Origin of the sequence: Thalassobaculum sp., assembly GCF_040219215.1 — a bacterium.
Taxonomy (GTDB): domain Bacteria; phylum Pseudomonadota; class Alphaproteobacteria; order Thalassobaculales; family Thalassobaculaceae; genus Thalassobaculum_A.
Genome location: NZ_JAVJSX010000038.1, coordinates 1 through 14,020, shown reverse-complemented (window position 1 = coordinate 14,020; position 14,020 = coordinate 1). Strand labels below are relative to the sequence as shown.

At 65.7% G+C, this 14,020-nt stretch carries 14 protein-coding genes; 7 read left to right on the top strand and 7 right to left on the bottom strand.

Annotated features, from left to right (window positions below):
• The 4 genes from RIC54_RS24230 to RIC54_RS24215 all read left to right on the top strand — a co-directional run.
• A partial coding sequence (locus tag RIC54_RS24230) for a tail fiber domain-containing protein (RefSeq protein WP_350151523.1) occupies positions 1-687 on the top strand: 687 nt, incomplete at its 5' end.
• The gene (locus RIC54_RS24225; protein ID WP_350098793.1) at positions 651-1,205 is read left to right on the top strand and encodes a S26 family signal peptidase; all 555 of its coding nucleotides are present in this window, start codon (positions 651-653) and stop codon (positions 1,203-1,205) included. The genes RIC54_RS24230 and RIC54_RS24225, both read left to right, overlap by 37 nt.
• A 219-nt stretch (positions 1,206-1,424) precedes the next feature.
• A complete protein-coding gene (locus RIC54_RS24220) occupies positions 1,425-2,249 on the top strand; it encodes a hypothetical protein (protein ID WP_350151521.1) in 825 nt (274 codons plus the stop codon).
• A gap of 301 nt (positions 2,250-2,550) precedes the next feature.
• On the top strand, positions 2,551-3,444 hold the full coding sequence (locus RIC54_RS24215) for a 3'-5' exonuclease (RefSeq protein WP_350098789.1): 894 nt from the start codon (positions 2,551-2,553) through the stop codon (positions 3,442-3,444).
• Between the two features lie 425 nt (positions 3,445-3,869).
• On the opposite strand, the gene RIC54_RS24210 is transcribed toward RIC54_RS24215, so the two are convergent.
• Positions 3,870-4,751, bottom strand: coding sequence for an isocitrate lyase/PEP mutase family protein (locus RIC54_RS24210; RefSeq protein WP_350098787.1), 882 nt, complete (start codon positions 4,749-4,751; stop codon positions 3,870-3,872).
• A 22-nt stretch (positions 4,752-4,773) separates the two neighbouring features.
• Complete coding sequence (locus tag RIC54_RS24205) at positions 4,774-5,460, bottom strand: EthD family reductase (protein WP_350098785.1); 687 nt, start codon at positions 5,458-5,460, stop codon at positions 4,774-4,776.
• 98 nt (positions 5,461-5,558) lie between these two features.
• Between RIC54_RS24205 and RIC54_RS24200 the strand changes: the two genes are divergently transcribed.
• Entirely contained in the window at positions 5,559-6,395 is an 837-nt protein-coding gene (locus RIC54_RS24200; protein ID WP_350098783.1) for an IclR family transcriptional regulator, read from the top strand.
• A 40-nt stretch (positions 6,396-6,435) separates the two neighbouring features.
• Here the strand turns inward: RIC54_RS24200 and RIC54_RS24195 are convergent, their stop codons facing one another.
• From RIC54_RS24195 to hmgA, 3 genes are read right to left on the bottom strand one after another with little or no spacing between them, the layout of a single operon-like run.
• Positions 6,436-7,386, bottom strand: coding sequence for an MBL fold metallo-hydrolase (locus tag RIC54_RS24195; protein WP_350098781.1), 951 nt, complete (start codon positions 7,384-7,386; stop codon positions 6,436-6,438).
• A gap of 26 nt (positions 7,387-7,412) precedes the next feature.
• Positions 7,413-8,648 (bottom strand): fumarylacetoacetase, encoded by a 1,236-nt coding sequence (gene fahA, locus RIC54_RS24190; RefSeq protein WP_350098779.1) that lies wholly within the window; start codon positions 8,646-8,648, stop codon positions 7,413-7,415.
• On the bottom strand, positions 8,645-10,006 hold the full coding sequence (hmgA, locus tag RIC54_RS24185) for a homogentisate 1,2-dioxygenase (RefSeq protein ID WP_350098777.1): 1,362 nt from the start codon (positions 10,004-10,006) through the stop codon (positions 8,645-8,647). Before hmgA ends, fahA begins: the two co-directional genes overlap by 4 nt.
• Before the next feature lie 157 nt (positions 10,007-10,163).
• Between hmgA and RIC54_RS24180 the strand changes: the two genes are divergently transcribed.
• Positions 10,164-10,907, top strand: a complete 744-nt coding sequence (locus RIC54_RS24180; RefSeq protein ID WP_350098775.1) for an SDR family NAD(P)-dependent oxidoreductase — start codon at positions 10,164-10,166, stop codon at positions 10,905-10,907.
• Between the two features lie 22 nt (positions 10,908-10,929).
• Entirely contained in the window at positions 10,930-12,636 is a 1,707-nt protein-coding gene (locus tag RIC54_RS24175; protein WP_350151519.1) for an FAD-dependent oxidoreductase, read from the top strand.
• A gap of 329 nt (positions 12,637-12,965) precedes the next feature.
• Here the strand turns inward: RIC54_RS24175 and RIC54_RS24170 are convergent, their stop codons facing one another.
• Together RIC54_RS24170 and RIC54_RS24165 are read right to left on the bottom strand one after the other, a co-directional pair.
• Positions 12,966-13,673 (bottom strand): hypothetical protein, encoded by a 708-nt coding sequence (locus RIC54_RS24170; RefSeq protein ID WP_350098771.1) that lies wholly within the window; start codon positions 13,671-13,673, stop codon positions 12,966-12,968.
• An 88-nt stretch (positions 13,674-13,761) separates the two neighbouring features.
• On the bottom strand, positions 13,762-14,020 hold a 259-nt coding region (locus RIC54_RS24165; RefSeq protein ID WP_350151517.1), incomplete at its 5' end, for a hypothetical protein.

The following is a 14,020-nucleotide window of genomic DNA, read 5'->3' as shown; positions in this document are numbered from 1 at the left end:
CCGCTCGAGGTGATGGTCGTGACCGCCGGCGGCATCGTGCCGCGCGCGGACGTCCGCGGAGCGGTCATGCGGTTCGGCGAGACCAAGATCGGCGAAGTGGGTGCCAGCAACGTCGCGCGCGGGCCAAACTGGAGCGCATCGCTCGGTCCGTTCCAGATCGGCAGCGCCGGTTTTCAGGCGGGCCAGTTGGTCGCCCGGGCAAGTGTTCCTGCGATTCAAGCCACGCCTTGGATCGCCCGCACGACGATCGACGGCCATCCCGAGCTCGCCCGGATGTCGACTACGCTTTCCTTTGAAAATGGTGCCGGCGCGAACCTGGACCTGAACGGCAACAACGTCGTCGACGGCAACGAGGTGTACGCCAAGGCCTTCTACTACAGCTCCGACTGTCGGCTGAAGGAGGCGATACGACAGGTCTCGGCCGAAGAGGCGCGCGCTATCGTCGGGCGGATCGGGCTGTACCGCTTTCGGTACCGGGGTGAGGCGCGGGAGCGCATCGGCGTGGTCGCGCAGAATGTGGCCGAGGCCGCACCGGAGGTCGTGAGGACAGGGCCGGACGGGATGCTGCGTGTCGACTATGCCCAGCTGTCCACCATCCTCATCGCAGCGATCCAGTCGGACAGGAAGGACCAGGCCGGAACCGAGGTGCAATGGGAATGCTCGGACCGCGAACATCTCGCCGAGTAGCCGTTCTCGGATCAGCCGCCTCGCTGGTCCTGGGGCTCCTTTGGGCGCGCGATCTCGGCACACCGCTTCTGATCAGCCCGTCGAGTGCATCAGTCCCGCCCGGGGTGTACCGCGTGCTGCCGGATCGAGCCTGGTCGCGCGGGGCGCTGGTGCTCTTCGAGCCACCGGCGGCCGCGCATCGCGCATGGCAGGGCGGTCGCGGGCCGCGCAGCCGCGATCGGTGGATAAAGATGGTCGCCGGCATCGCGGGCGACGCAGTCTGTGCGCTTGATACCGCCCTCACGGTGAACGGCACGACAATCGCCGAGATGCCACCGCCGGCAGCGGCACCCGAACGTCCCGCACTCAGAGGCTGTGAGATCGTGGCACCGGGCATGGTCTACCTCGTCGGCCTGCATCCGCGCAGCTTGGACTCCCGGTACTGGGGTCCCGTGGACAATGCCGCGATCGTCGCGAAGGTCGAACCGCTCTTGGCGCTAGACGAACTCGTCGGCCGGGGCTCCAGGCCTGCGAACTAGCGGACGACTCCCGGCGGCGACCCATAGCGTGGACCCACGCCCTGACGTGTCCATTCCATTCGAGTAAATGCAGCGAATTTACTGGGCTTTTATCAATAATTATGGGTTGTACTTTTGTTACGTTAAGCACTTTTGCCGTTTGCACCGCAACATCTGCTGCTATGGTTGTCGGTCTCTTGGGGAGAGGGGTGCTGCGCCAATGGGGATGGAAAGGCGGCGATGGAGCATTCGACATGGATTGCTGCGGACGGGGCAGCGAAGTCTCTCGACTGGATTCCGGGCCACCCGATCGATAATCGAAGTTTCGCTCTGGACACCCTTGGCTGGGTCAACGTTTGCGAAACCCAACGTCGGGTCGAGGTCTGGGTAAACCCGCTGAAAGTAACCCGTCGTGCGATAGCGGCTGCCTCGGACGTGCTGGCCAGCCTGGAGGGTCGGCATCCCGGCCGGAAGTTGATCGTCAGGGTGCACGACCACCGACCGCGCGGATCGGTCATCGCCCGTTCCGTCGACGAGTTGCCGCGGTACCTCACGGGCGCGATCGAGCTGACGAGCCAGCCCGGCTTTCCCTTGGAGCAGGACCGTCTCGATCCGGCGATCGTCACGGAAATCGCCGACGAGCATGTGCGCGACACATGGGGCTATCTGAATGCAACCGGCTTCGCACTGACCAAGGAGCTGGTCGGCCGTGTCGAGACGAGCACGCACCGGGTGAAACTGCTGGCGCTCGGGCAGGACGGCTCCGCGCAGTACCTGGCGCACGACCTCAGCACGCAGCGGGTCTGGGCCCAGCGGGCGCCGCTCGCCGGCCGGTTCCTGGAGGACTTGCCCGTTCCGGTTCCTCTGGCTCGCAGCCTGCGCGCTGACATCAGGGCAATGCTGTCCGGCAACGAGACGGTGGTGTCCTACGTGCGAGGGTTGGCGAAGATCATGCCCGGCGCTTTGCTTGCCGATGACAGCTTCTTCCGCATCACCGTGCCACTCGTACCCCCTGCCGGGTTCGGCGATGCCGTCGCTCTAGTGATGCTGTCGAAGATCGGCTGAGGGCGGGGTTCGCGAGACCGGGTGGCACCGGGGACGGACGCCGATCCGATACCAGTGCCAGGGAATCTGGCGTGTGATCCCGGTGCTCGGGCGATGCGCTGCGTAGCCCGGGCCCTATGCACACGTCGATCGGCCGGCAAGACGGGCTTGTTCGCTACCGTCTACGCGCCGCCGAGCAACTACCCGCAATTATATTGCGTGGCATATTTGGCGCGTGCCCCAGCCGAGTACACGCGCTCCAGATCCGCTTCGATGGCGCGCCTTTTCGACCGCTTCGAGCCCGACCGTATATTCTGATGACATGAGTGCAGACGAAGACTTCGAGGACCTCGCCCGGCGACTCGCCGCGAGCTCCGACCACAGGATCCTGCGACGGGTGAAGCCGCGGGATATTTTCAGCGATCATGCCGACGCCGAGACCAAGCTCGGCATCATTCTCGACACGGAAACCACAGGGCTCGATCCGAAGACAGACGCCATCATCGAGTTCGCCGCCCTGGCCTTCACCTTCGATACAGACGGGCGTGTCTGCCAAGTGCGAGGGCGCATGGAGGCGCTGGCCGACCCGGGCCGTCCGATCCCACCGGAAGTGACCCGGTTGACCGGTATCGCCGACGCGATGGTAGCGGGCCGCTCGATCGACCAAGGGGCGGTGTCCCAGCTAGTCGCGCCGGCGGCCGTCGTGATTGCCCACAATGCCGCGTTCGACCGGCGGTTCGTGGAGCGCATGAACCAGGTGTTCACGACCAAGGCCTGGGCGTGCTCGCATTCCGAGGTATCCTGGAACGACGTAGGGATCGCGAGCAGCAAGCTGGAATATCTCGCGATGCGGTACGGACTGTTTCACGACGGCCATCGCGGGCTCGCCGATTGCGAGGTTCTCCTCGAAATCCTGGCCAGCCCATTTCCTGGATCCGCGGACACTACGCTCAAGGTCCTACTCGACACGGCACGCAAGCCTACGTGGCGGCTCTGGGCACTGGACAGCCCGTTCGACATGAAGGACCGCCTGAAGGCGCGGGGCTACCGGTGGAGCGACGGTACCGACGGCAATCCGAGGGCGTGGTATCGGGACGTGGCCGAAGAGGCGATCGAGGAAGAACGGCGTTTCCTCGCCACCGAGATCTACCCTGGGCCGTGCGACCCGAGGTGCGTTCGCGTGACGGCCTTCGACCGGTTCTCCGAGCGAGTGTGACGCGGAGCGCAGGACCCGCGCGGCGGCCATGCGGTCGGTCATCGGACAGCGTGCCTGACCGCAGCGACGGCTCCCCAGACGTGGCTCAAAAGGGTGGGGAGCAGACAAATCGACCGATTGCGGTGACTCCAAAGCAGACGTTGAGACGCCCCCGGGGAACATCGCGTCGCATGTCCGTAAACCCGTCCGGAAATCAATTTGTCCGGAAACCCATCTCAGCCCGGAGCTCCCGGACAGCACGTGCTCTGTCCGTGAAACGGCCCGAGGATGGACAGATGCCGAAAGACCTCAGGAATTCGTGGTCGGTCGATCAGCGATGCCTCTCGCGTGCCTCGTGTGCACCAGGAGCGGTCACATGAGCAGGCCGCCTCTGTGTTCCGTAGCGGACACTAGAGATCGGCTAGATGCTCCGATTACTTCTTCAGCTACCTCGGTGAGCTGTTGCTCTTCGGCTGATACCGGTCCTCGATCTGCGCCCAGTGCTCGAAGTCCACGATGGACTTGTACTCCTCGAAGCCGACGCCGCCGCCGGCGCCGGCGCCGGCGAAAGAGACGTCTCCGTTCGCGAGGCTGGACAAGACGCTCTGCATCGCGCGAACCGCGTGCATCAGCGGTGAGATGCCATAGATGATGATCCGAAAGCCCAACTGCGTGAGGTCGTGCGGCGCAAGCATCGGCGTGCGCCCGCCCTCGAGCATGTTTGCAAGTTGAGGAATGTCGAAAGCCCCTCCGATCCTCGCCATCTCTTCGACGCTGGTCGGTGCCTCGATGAACAGTCCGTCGGCTCCTGCGCGTGCATAGCGTTCGCCCCGCCGCAGCGCCTCGTCGAGGCCATAGACCTCGCGGGCGTCGGTACGGGCGATGATGAAGGTGTCGGGATTCAGGAGATTCTCGGCGGCCGCGCGGATGTTCGCTTCCATTTGCCGCGCGTCAAGCAGTTGCTTGCCGGCGATGTGCCCGCAGCGTTTCGGGGACACCTGGTCCTCGAAGAACACCGCCTGAGCCCCAAGCCTCTCGTAGAAATTGATCACGTGGACGACTGTCTTGACGTCCCCGTAGCCGTTGTCGGCGTCCACCAGCACGGGAAGGGTGCTCGCGGCCATCGTGTCGCGGATGCCAGCGCCGATCTCGCCCAGTGCCAGCAAGCCGATGTCGGGTACGCAATACCTGGCGCCGACGAGCGGGAAACCGCCGATGAAGTACGCCTTGAAGCCTGCGCGCTGGATCAACCGGGCGCTAATCGCGTCGTGCGCGCCGGGAAGCACCAGCGGTCGTTCGCTTGCGACGAGATCTCTGAATGTCGCCATCTCACCCGGGTCCCGTTGCTGGTCACACGACCTCATGGGTGTCGACCAGGAAGGTCGAGATCTCCGAGATGAACTCGGTCGCATGTGTCATGAGGGTCTTGCCGGCATCCGAGGCGAATGCCGTGTTCAGGCTCTCGAGATCCTCGAACCACAGCTCGACGATGCCGTCGATCGGCAGTTCCCCGTAGGTCGCTGGCCTGCCGCGGCCGTGCGACCGGTCAAAGATCAGGTTCTGGGTGTAGCCCTTCACCTGCGGTAGCCGCCGGACGAGGAACGAGTGAACGTCGAACCACTCGCGCTTGAAGTCCTCCGGGCTGACGTCCGGCCGCCGTTTCAGCGTCGACATGCGTTTCAGCAGCGGGGTCCCCGAGGGCGTCGGAACCACGACGTGCTGGATCGCCGTGATGAGCTTGAGGTCGCCGATAAATTGACTCTCGTCCTCGCCCAGCCGCTTTACATGTTCGCCCGCGAAGGCCGCCGACATGGACGGTAGGTCGTCGAACCACAGTTCCGAGAAGCCGTCGAAATCGAGACCGCCGCGCGTATAGCTGATCGCACGCTGCTCACGGTCGACGACGTGGTTCTGATGGTAGCGACGCAGGCCCGAGAGCTGCGCCGCGAGCGGGCCGTGGCTCTCGCGCCAGTGCCGCCGGAACTCATCGGTGCTCATGTCGTCGCGCTTGCGGAGCAGACCCATTCTCGTGATCACGGCGGTCCTCCTGCTTCAGCGTTTGTAGCGCCAGACCTTAGTGTTAAATTCACGAATGTCAAAGTGATTTGATAAAAACGAACTCCTGATTGATACTAATGAAGAGCGCTACTGTCGATCACGAGGAGTTGCGGATGGCCGGCGATCAAAGAGGCATTCAGTCCGTCGAGGTCGGCGGTCAGCTGCTGCGGGTGCTCGCGGAGGCGGACGGCCCGATGATGCTTCGCGACCTCGCAAAGAAGGCCGACATGTCCGCCGCCAAGGCCCACCCCTACCTCGTCAGCTTCATGCGGATCGGCATGGTGGAACAGAACAAGGCGACCGGGCGCTACGAACTCGGCTCGCTCGCGCTGCAGATCGGGCTGGCCAGCATGCGTCGCCTGGAGCCGGTCCGGGTGGCGGCCGCGCTCGTAAGCGGACTGGTCGAAACGATCGGGCAGACCGTCGCGCTTGCCGTATGGGGCAATCACGGTCCGACGGTGGTCCGCATCGAAGAAGGGGTTAGCGCAGTGCATGTGAACATGCGCGTCGGCAGCGTGATGTCACTCCTCGGCACTGCCACAGGACGCGTCTTCGCTGCCTTCCTGCCGCCAAAAATGATCGAGGCGTTCCTGGATTCCGATATCGGCCGGGCCAGCGTCGGCGACGAACTGGCACGAACGATGAGCCGGAAGCAGATCGAGGCGTCGGTCGCCGAGGTCCGGGAGAGAGGCCTCGCGCGGGCCGTCGACCGCCCGATCCCCGGCGTCAACGCGCTGACCGCCCCGGTGTTCGACCAGACCGGTTCGATCGTGCTCGCGATAACCGCCATCGGACCGTCGGGCACGTTCGATGCGGACTGGGAAGGCCCGATTGCCAGGGAACTCCTCGCCTGCGCGGGAACCGTTTCGGCGCGTTTGGGATTTCTGCGCCCGGCAGAGCGGCAGGCCCTCTGACGACAAGAGCCTGCACTCCGTTTGGTGCAACTCGATCCGTTCAGCCCTGCAGGGCCTGCCACATCTCGATGTCGCGCTGGGCGGTCCAGATCCGCGGCGTGTCGATGCCGCGGGCCTCGTCATAGGCGCGGGCGACGTTGAACGGCAGGCAGTGCTCGTAGATGGCGTAGTCCTTGAACTTGGCGTCGCAGGCATCGCGCACCGCGTCCCAGGCGTCCTTCAGGCTGCCGCCGCGTGCCGCCACCTGCTGGGCCGGCTTGTAGGTGCTCTCGACGAAGTTCCGCGTCGCCGCCAGAGCGGCGTCGACCATGTCGAGTCCGACCAGCGCGTCGCCGCGTCCCGGCGCGATCGACTTCGGGTCGTAGGACTTCACGGCGTCGAGGGTGGCGCCCCAGTCCCCAAAATGGCCGTCGCCGCAGTAACAGGCGGAGTGATACTCGACGATGTCGCCGGTGAACATCACCTGCTCGTCCGGAACCCAGATCACCGCGTCACCGGCCGTATGGGCGCGGCCGATCTGCTTGATCACGACCTTGCGGTTGCCGAGATAGACGGTCATCGAGTCCGAGAAGGTGGTGGTCGGCCAGGTCAGGCCGGGGATGCTCTCGTGGCCCTCGAACAGGCGGGGGAAGCGCTGGAACTCGCTGTCCCAGTCCTCCTGCCCGCGCTCGACCACCATGGCCCGGGCCTTGTCGGACATGATGACCTGCTGGGCGCCGAAGGCGCTGGCCCCCAGGACGCGCACGGCGTGGTAGTGGGTCAGGACGACATGGGTGATCGGCTTGTCGGTCACCTCGCGGACCTTTTCGATGACCTTCTGCGCCAGGCGCGGCGTGGCCTGGGCCTCGACGATCATCACGCTGTCGTCACCGATGATGACGCCGGAGTTCGGATCGCCCTCGGCGGTGAACGCCCAGAGGTCCTTGCCGACTTCGGTGAAGCTGATCTTCTTCTCCGTCATGTCGCCCTGGGAGGCGAATGCCTTGGCCATGATGAGACTTCTCCTGTCTTGAATGGTTATATCGCCCAGTCCGGAAGGGCGACGGCGGGGAGCACCTGACCGCTGCAGTCGCCGAAGCCGATGCGGCACCCGTTGCCGTGGGCCGCTCCGCGTAGCACCAGGGTGTCTCCGTCCTCGATGAAGCGGCGCAGGTCGCCGTCGGCGAGCTCGATGGGCTCCTTGCCGCCCCAGCTCAGCTCGAGCAGCGAGCCGCGATTCTCCCGGTTCGGGCCTGAGATCGTGCCCGAGCCGAGGAGATCGCCGACCCGCATGGGGCAGCCCGACGTGGTGTGATGGGCCAGCTGCTGAGCGGCGGAGTAGTACATCTCACGGTAGTTCGTCCGGGCGATGACTGTCTCGGCGCCGCCCTCGGGTGTCAGCGCCACCTCGAGGTCGATGTCGTAGAGCCCGGGGACAGTCGGCTTCAGGTACGGCAGCAGCGGCCGCCCGGGCGCCGGCGTCGGAACGCGGAACGGCTCCAGGGCGGCCTTGGTGACGATCCACGGGCTGATGGTGGTCGCCGTCGCCTTGGCCTGGAACGGGCCGAGCGGCTGGTACTCCCAGGCCTGGATGTCGCGGGCCGACCAGTCGTTCAGCAGCACGTAGCCGAAGATCATTTCCCCGGCACGCGCGACCGAGACCATGCCTTCCGACGGCTGGCCGACGATCGCACCCATTTCGAGCTCGATGTCGAACCGTGCCGACGGCGCGAACCGAGGCAGCTCGTCGTCCGGTCCCTTGACCTGGCCCCAGGGTCGGCGCACCGGCGTGCCGGAGACCACGACCGAGGAGGCCCGGCCGTTGTAGCCGATCGGGATCGACAGCCAGTTCGGCGGCAGCGCGTTCTCCGCGCCGCGGAACATGGTGCCGACATTGGTCGCGTGATGCCGGCCGGCATAGAAGTCGGTGTATTCCGACACCCGGAACGGCATGAGCAGCCGTGCCTGGGCCATCGCCACCAGGTGCGGCTCGACCGCGGCGCGGTGCGTCTCGTCGGATAGCAGCTCGGTCAGCCGCGCGCGCAGCGCCGCCCAGACAACCGGTCCCGCCACCATCACGGCGTTCCAGGCCGGATCGACGAACAGCGCCGGATCGACTCCGTGGTCGACCGCGGCCACGTCCAGGATCCGGTCGCCGATGGCGACGCCGCACCGCGCGCCGCGGCCGTCATCGAACACGCCGTACGGCAGGTTCCGGATCGGGAAGTCGGTGTCGCCGTTGGCCGTGTCCAGCCAGCTCTGCATTGTGCTCATTTGATCCCCGACGTGCCGTCGAACTTCTTCTCGAGATCGGCCCAGCAGTCGATGTAGTCGTCCTGCAGCGGTGCCTCCTTGGCGGCGAACGACGTCAGGTGCTGCGGGAACCGCGTCTCGAACATGAAGCTCATGGTGTTGTCGAGCTTCTGCGGTTTGAGGTCGGCGTTTGAGGCCTTCTCGAACGCCTCCCGGTCGGGACCGTGCGGCAGCATCATGTTGTGGAGGCTCATTCCGCCCGGCACAAAGCCCGCGGGCTTGGCGTCATACTCGCCGTAGATGTTGCCCATCAGCTCGGACATCACGTTCTTGTGGTACCAGGGCGGACGGAAGGTGTTCTCCATCACCAGCCAGCGCTCCCGGAACAGTACGAAATCGATATTGGCAGTGCCGGGCACGCCCGACGGCGCGGTCAGCACCGTGAAGATCGACGGGTCCGGATGGTCGAACAGGATCGCGCCGATCGGGCAGTAGTTCGTCAGGTCGTATTTCCAGGGCGCGTAGTTGCCATGCCAGGCGACCACGTCGAGCGGACTGTGATCGATCTCCGTGCGGTGGAACTGTCCGCACCACTTCACCGTCACCATCGACGGCACGTCGCGGTCCTCGAAAGCCGCGACCGGGGTTTTGAAGTCGCGCCGGTTGGCCATGCAGTTGGCACCGATCGGGCCGCGCCCCGGCAGCTCGAAGTTCTGGCCGTAGTTCTCGCAGACGAAGCCGCGGGCCGGGCCCTGGAGGACCTCCACCCGGTAGACCAGCCCGCGCGGGATGAGCGCGATCTCCTGCGGCTCGATCTCGACGACGCCGAGCTCGGTGCAGAACCGCAGCCTGCCCTGCTGCGGCACCACCAGAAGCTCGCTGTCGGCCGAGTAGAAGTACTCGTCGACCATCGAGGCGGAGACCAGGTAGACGTGGCTCGCCATGCCGGTCTGGGTGTTCACGTCGCCGGCCGTCGTCATCGTCCGCATGCCGGTCAGCCAGGTCAGCGCCTCGCCGTCGTGCGGCACCGGATCCCACCGGTACTGGCCGAGCGAGATCACGTCGGGGTCGACGTTCGGCGCCGACTGCCAGTACGGCAGATCGATCTTCGCGAAGCGATGAGTGTGCTTGACCGACGGGCGGATGCGATAGCACCAGGTCCGCTCGTTTTGGTGGCTGGGTGCCGTGAAGGCGGTGCCCGAAAGCTGCTCGCCGTAGAGCCCGTAGTTGCATTTCTGCGGGCTGTTCATGCCCTGCGGCAGGGCGCCGGGAAGCGCCTCCGTCTCGAAGTCGTTGCCGAAGCCCGGCATGTAGCCGCCAGCGCTGACGGTGGCCACGGATCTGTCGGGGCGTCCGATCGAGTTCTCCTGTGCGCTCATGAAATCCGTCCCTTCCGATTCAATTCGCGTTCGGATCGTCGCCAGTCCGCATCCGAAACGCCTCTTCTGCCATGAGCAGTCGGATATCGCTTGCCAGTGGTCTATAGATTAGCTAATAGCGAATTCATTCGCAATAGACGAAGATAGAGGATGGCCGATGCGAGATCGAACCGCTATCGTGACGGGGGCGGCCCAGGGCAACGGGGCCGCCATCGCGAAGGGGCTGGCGGCCGCCGGCATGAAGATCGCATTGGCGGACATGCAGAAAGCGGCCTTGGAACATGTCCGGGCAGAGATCGTCGCCGCCGGCGGGACGGCGTTCACTGCCGAGCTCGACGTCACGGACGTCTCGGCGGCAAGGCGCTTCGCTGCCGATGTCAGTGAGACGCTCGGGCCGGCTTCCGTGCTCGTGAACAACGCGGGCATCATCGTCAGAAGCCCGATCGACGCGGCGTCCTACGACGACGACTGGCAGCGGATCCTCGCCGTCAACGCCGGCGGGCCGCAGGTGATGGTGCGTGCCTTTCTCTCCCAGCTCGAGGAGACCCGCGGGTGCGTGGTGAACCTCGGCTCGATCATGTCGATGGTCGCGGCCAGCCAGGTGAGCGCCTATGCGGCTAGCAAGGGGGCGGTGGCTCAACTGACGAAGGCGCTCGCCAGCGAACTCGCTCCTCGCGGTATCAGGGTCAACGCGATCCTGCCGGGTGTCATCGAGACGCCGATGACCGAAGTCACCCGCAACAACCCTGATGCCATCGGGCGGTTCATGGCCCACACCCCCATGGGACGCGTGGGCCGACCGGATGAGCTGGTCGGGCCGGTGCTGTTCCTGGCTTCGGATGCCGCGAGCTATGTGACCGGGGCCTTGCTGCCGGTCGACGGCGGATATCTGGCCGTCTGAAAGACAACCGGAGGAGCCACGGATGCCCCGAGAGTCCTACGATTGCGATGTGCTGGTGGTCGGTTCCGGCGCGGGCGGCCTCGCGAGTGCGGTCTGTGCCGCTCATCGCGGCCTGAAGACGCTGGTGGTCGAGAAGGAGCCGGTCTTCGGCGGAACCACCGCGCGGTCCGGCGGCTGGATGTGGGTCCCCAACAACGCTCCGGCCAAGCGCGCGGGCATCGAGGACAGCGTCGAGAAGGCGAAGACCTATCTGAAGCATGAGACCGGCCCGCACTTCGACGAGGCCCGTGTCGACGCGTTCCTGGAAGCCGGGCCGAAGGCGGTCGACTTCTTCGAGCAGGATACCTGCCTGCAGTTCGATCTCGGGCCGACCTTCGCCGACTATCATCCGAAGGCCCCCGGCGGGATGGACGCCGGCCGGTCGATCGTCGCCCGACCCTTCGACGGCCGGGAGCTGGGCGACGAGATCAAGCGTCTGCGCCCGCCGCTTTCGGAGATCACGTTCCTCGGCATGATGATCGGCTCCGGCAAGGAGCTCCTGCACTTCTTCAACGTGACGCGCTCACCGGTCTCCGCGTTTTACGTCGGCAAGCTGTTCATCAGGTTCCTGCGCGACATGGCGTTCTACGGCCGCCCGATGCGCCTGATGAACGGCAACGCGTTGGTCGGCCGGCTGGCGAAGTCCTGCTTCGACAAGGGTGTGCCAATCTGGACCCGGGCGGCCGTCAGGCAACTGATCCGGAACGGCGACGGCGCGATCACCGGCGCACTCGTCGACACGGTGAAGGGCACGGTCGAGGTCCGCGCGGCCAAGGGCGTGGTGCTCGCGGCTGGCGGGTTTCCGCAGGACCCGGTCCGGCGTAAGGAAATGTTCGGACACGCGAACAGCGGTCACGAGCACGCTTCGCCGGCCCCTCCGGGAAACACCGGCGACGGGCTGAGGCTGGGCGAGTCCGTCGGCGCGGGCATAGAGAAAGACCTGCCGAACGCCGCCGCCTGGGTCCCGATCTCACGTCCGCTCCGCCGGGACGGCACGCTCGGCACATTCCCGCATTTCGTCGACCGCTCAAAGCCGGGCGTAATCGCGATCACCCGCTCGGGCCGCCGCTTCTGCAACGAAGCCGACAGCTACCACGACTTCGGCCAGTCCCTGACGAAACGCACCGCCGAGGAGGGGGGTGAGATCTGCGCCTTCTTCGTCTGCGACCATCGGGTGTTGCGCAAGTACGGCCTGGGCCACGTGAAGCCGGCGCCGGTCCCGATCGGCCGTCACATCCGCACCGGCTATCTGTTCCGGGGCGAGACGCCCGAAGCCCTGGCGGCCGAGATCGGAGCGGATCCCAAGCAGTTCGCGGAGACGATCCGCGCCTACAACGAGCATGCCCGGAACGGCGAGGATCCGGAGTTCGGCCGCGGGACGACCGCCTACAATCGGTCCCTCGGCGACCCGGAGCACCAGCCGAACCCGTGCGTCGCTCCCCTGGAGCAGGGTCCGTACTATGCAGTCAAGGTCGTAGTGGGCGATCTCGGCACCTTCGCCGGCCTCAAGTGCAACGAGAACGCCCAGGTTCTTGGCGCGACCGGCGAGCCGATCCCGGGGCTCTATGCCGCCGGCAACGACGCCGCCAGCCTCATGGGCGGGAACTATCCGGGTGGTGGGATCACCCTCGGTCCGGCGATCACCTTCGGATACATCGCCGCGCGCCATATGTCGGGGGCCAATGCATGAGCGTGGGCAGAGCGGCTGTCGGCTCGCAAGCTGATAGGTCTGCAACGCGCGCATGACCACTTCGGGTCGGCTCCGGCCGAGTTTCCACACTTTTGTCCGTCAAACGGTGCCAATCCGGACAGCTATGTGGCCGGTGCGGATGTCTGCCTCCGGTACGGCTCGATTCCGGATGTTCAACGAGCAACCCGCCGCTCAGGACTGACTCCGGCCAACTGGAACCTTGGCCTCGTCGACCGGCCAGCGAAGCGTCCGCGGACGGACCATGTCGAATGCCATCAACGGTGTCCGTGACCAACACTCCGCAGCTCCGGGGGCGGTGCGCATTGCCATCAGTCCGCGGCGCGACGGTCGCCGATGTCGTAGTCGATGGCGCTGGAAGCTTGCCGAGCAACCAGGTCGGCGACGGCGAGGACATCGTCATTCCCGCCGCGGTGGAGTGCTTCGAGCGGTGTCAGACCGTTCAGGTCACGACGGTGTCGAACCAGGAAGCGGTACACCGCCCATGCGCTCCCGTCGAAACGTTCGTACAACGCCGGCAGCGCGGAGAAAGGTTCACCATCCGGACCAACCTGCCAGAACGGGAATCTGACGCCGTGTTCGGCATCGTCGATCCCAAGAACCAGGTGGGTTCGGCGCTTCCCTTCGAGCGTGACCACGTCGATCCGGAGGAGTTCCGCAAATTGTTCCGTCGTGAGCATGTCCGGGCCATTCATGATGTCCGCCACACGAATGCGCTCGCGATCGCGAACCGCTTTCAGGGCCGCCTCCAGCGCGGCGGTCGGTCGACGTTGGGCAGCCACGGGGATCTCGATATCGAGATCCCCGAGCAACGCAAGGCCTCCTGTTGTCGTCTGGTAGGCCCGTCGCTTGGCTGCCGCCGCCCGGTTGCTCCTGTTCCATAGAGGGGCGGCGGCGTCGACACCCTCGAGGTGGAGATTCTCCGGGAGCAACTGGGACGCGGTACTGGCCACGTCGGCGCTGTCCTCACCCGTCACCAAGATTTCGCGCCTTAGGGATTCGCGATTGGTCATCTGCATGGTCTCTCTCCAATTCCAGTGTCCTTCGCCAAGTGAACAAACCCACATCGCCGGCGGAGCCGCTCCTAAGCGATGCGGCGGGCTGCACCTACCACTCCATTTCGTAGCCGTCCCGATCCCGGCCGGTCCGGTCGGCACCTCGATTGCGCTCCTCGTGCTGACCACTGTGCGCACGGTCCTGGTCCTCCCGGCGGGTGCGGTCGTCTGTCGCCCATTCGGCGGAACGGTCGCGGCCTAGGGGCCGATGCGGTCGAGCCTCCAGCTGCAGGCTGACCGCCGGCCCGAAGCTCTCCGGCTCGGATGCCAGGGACCGCAGGTAGAAGAGCGAGCTGCTGACGGTCAGCCCC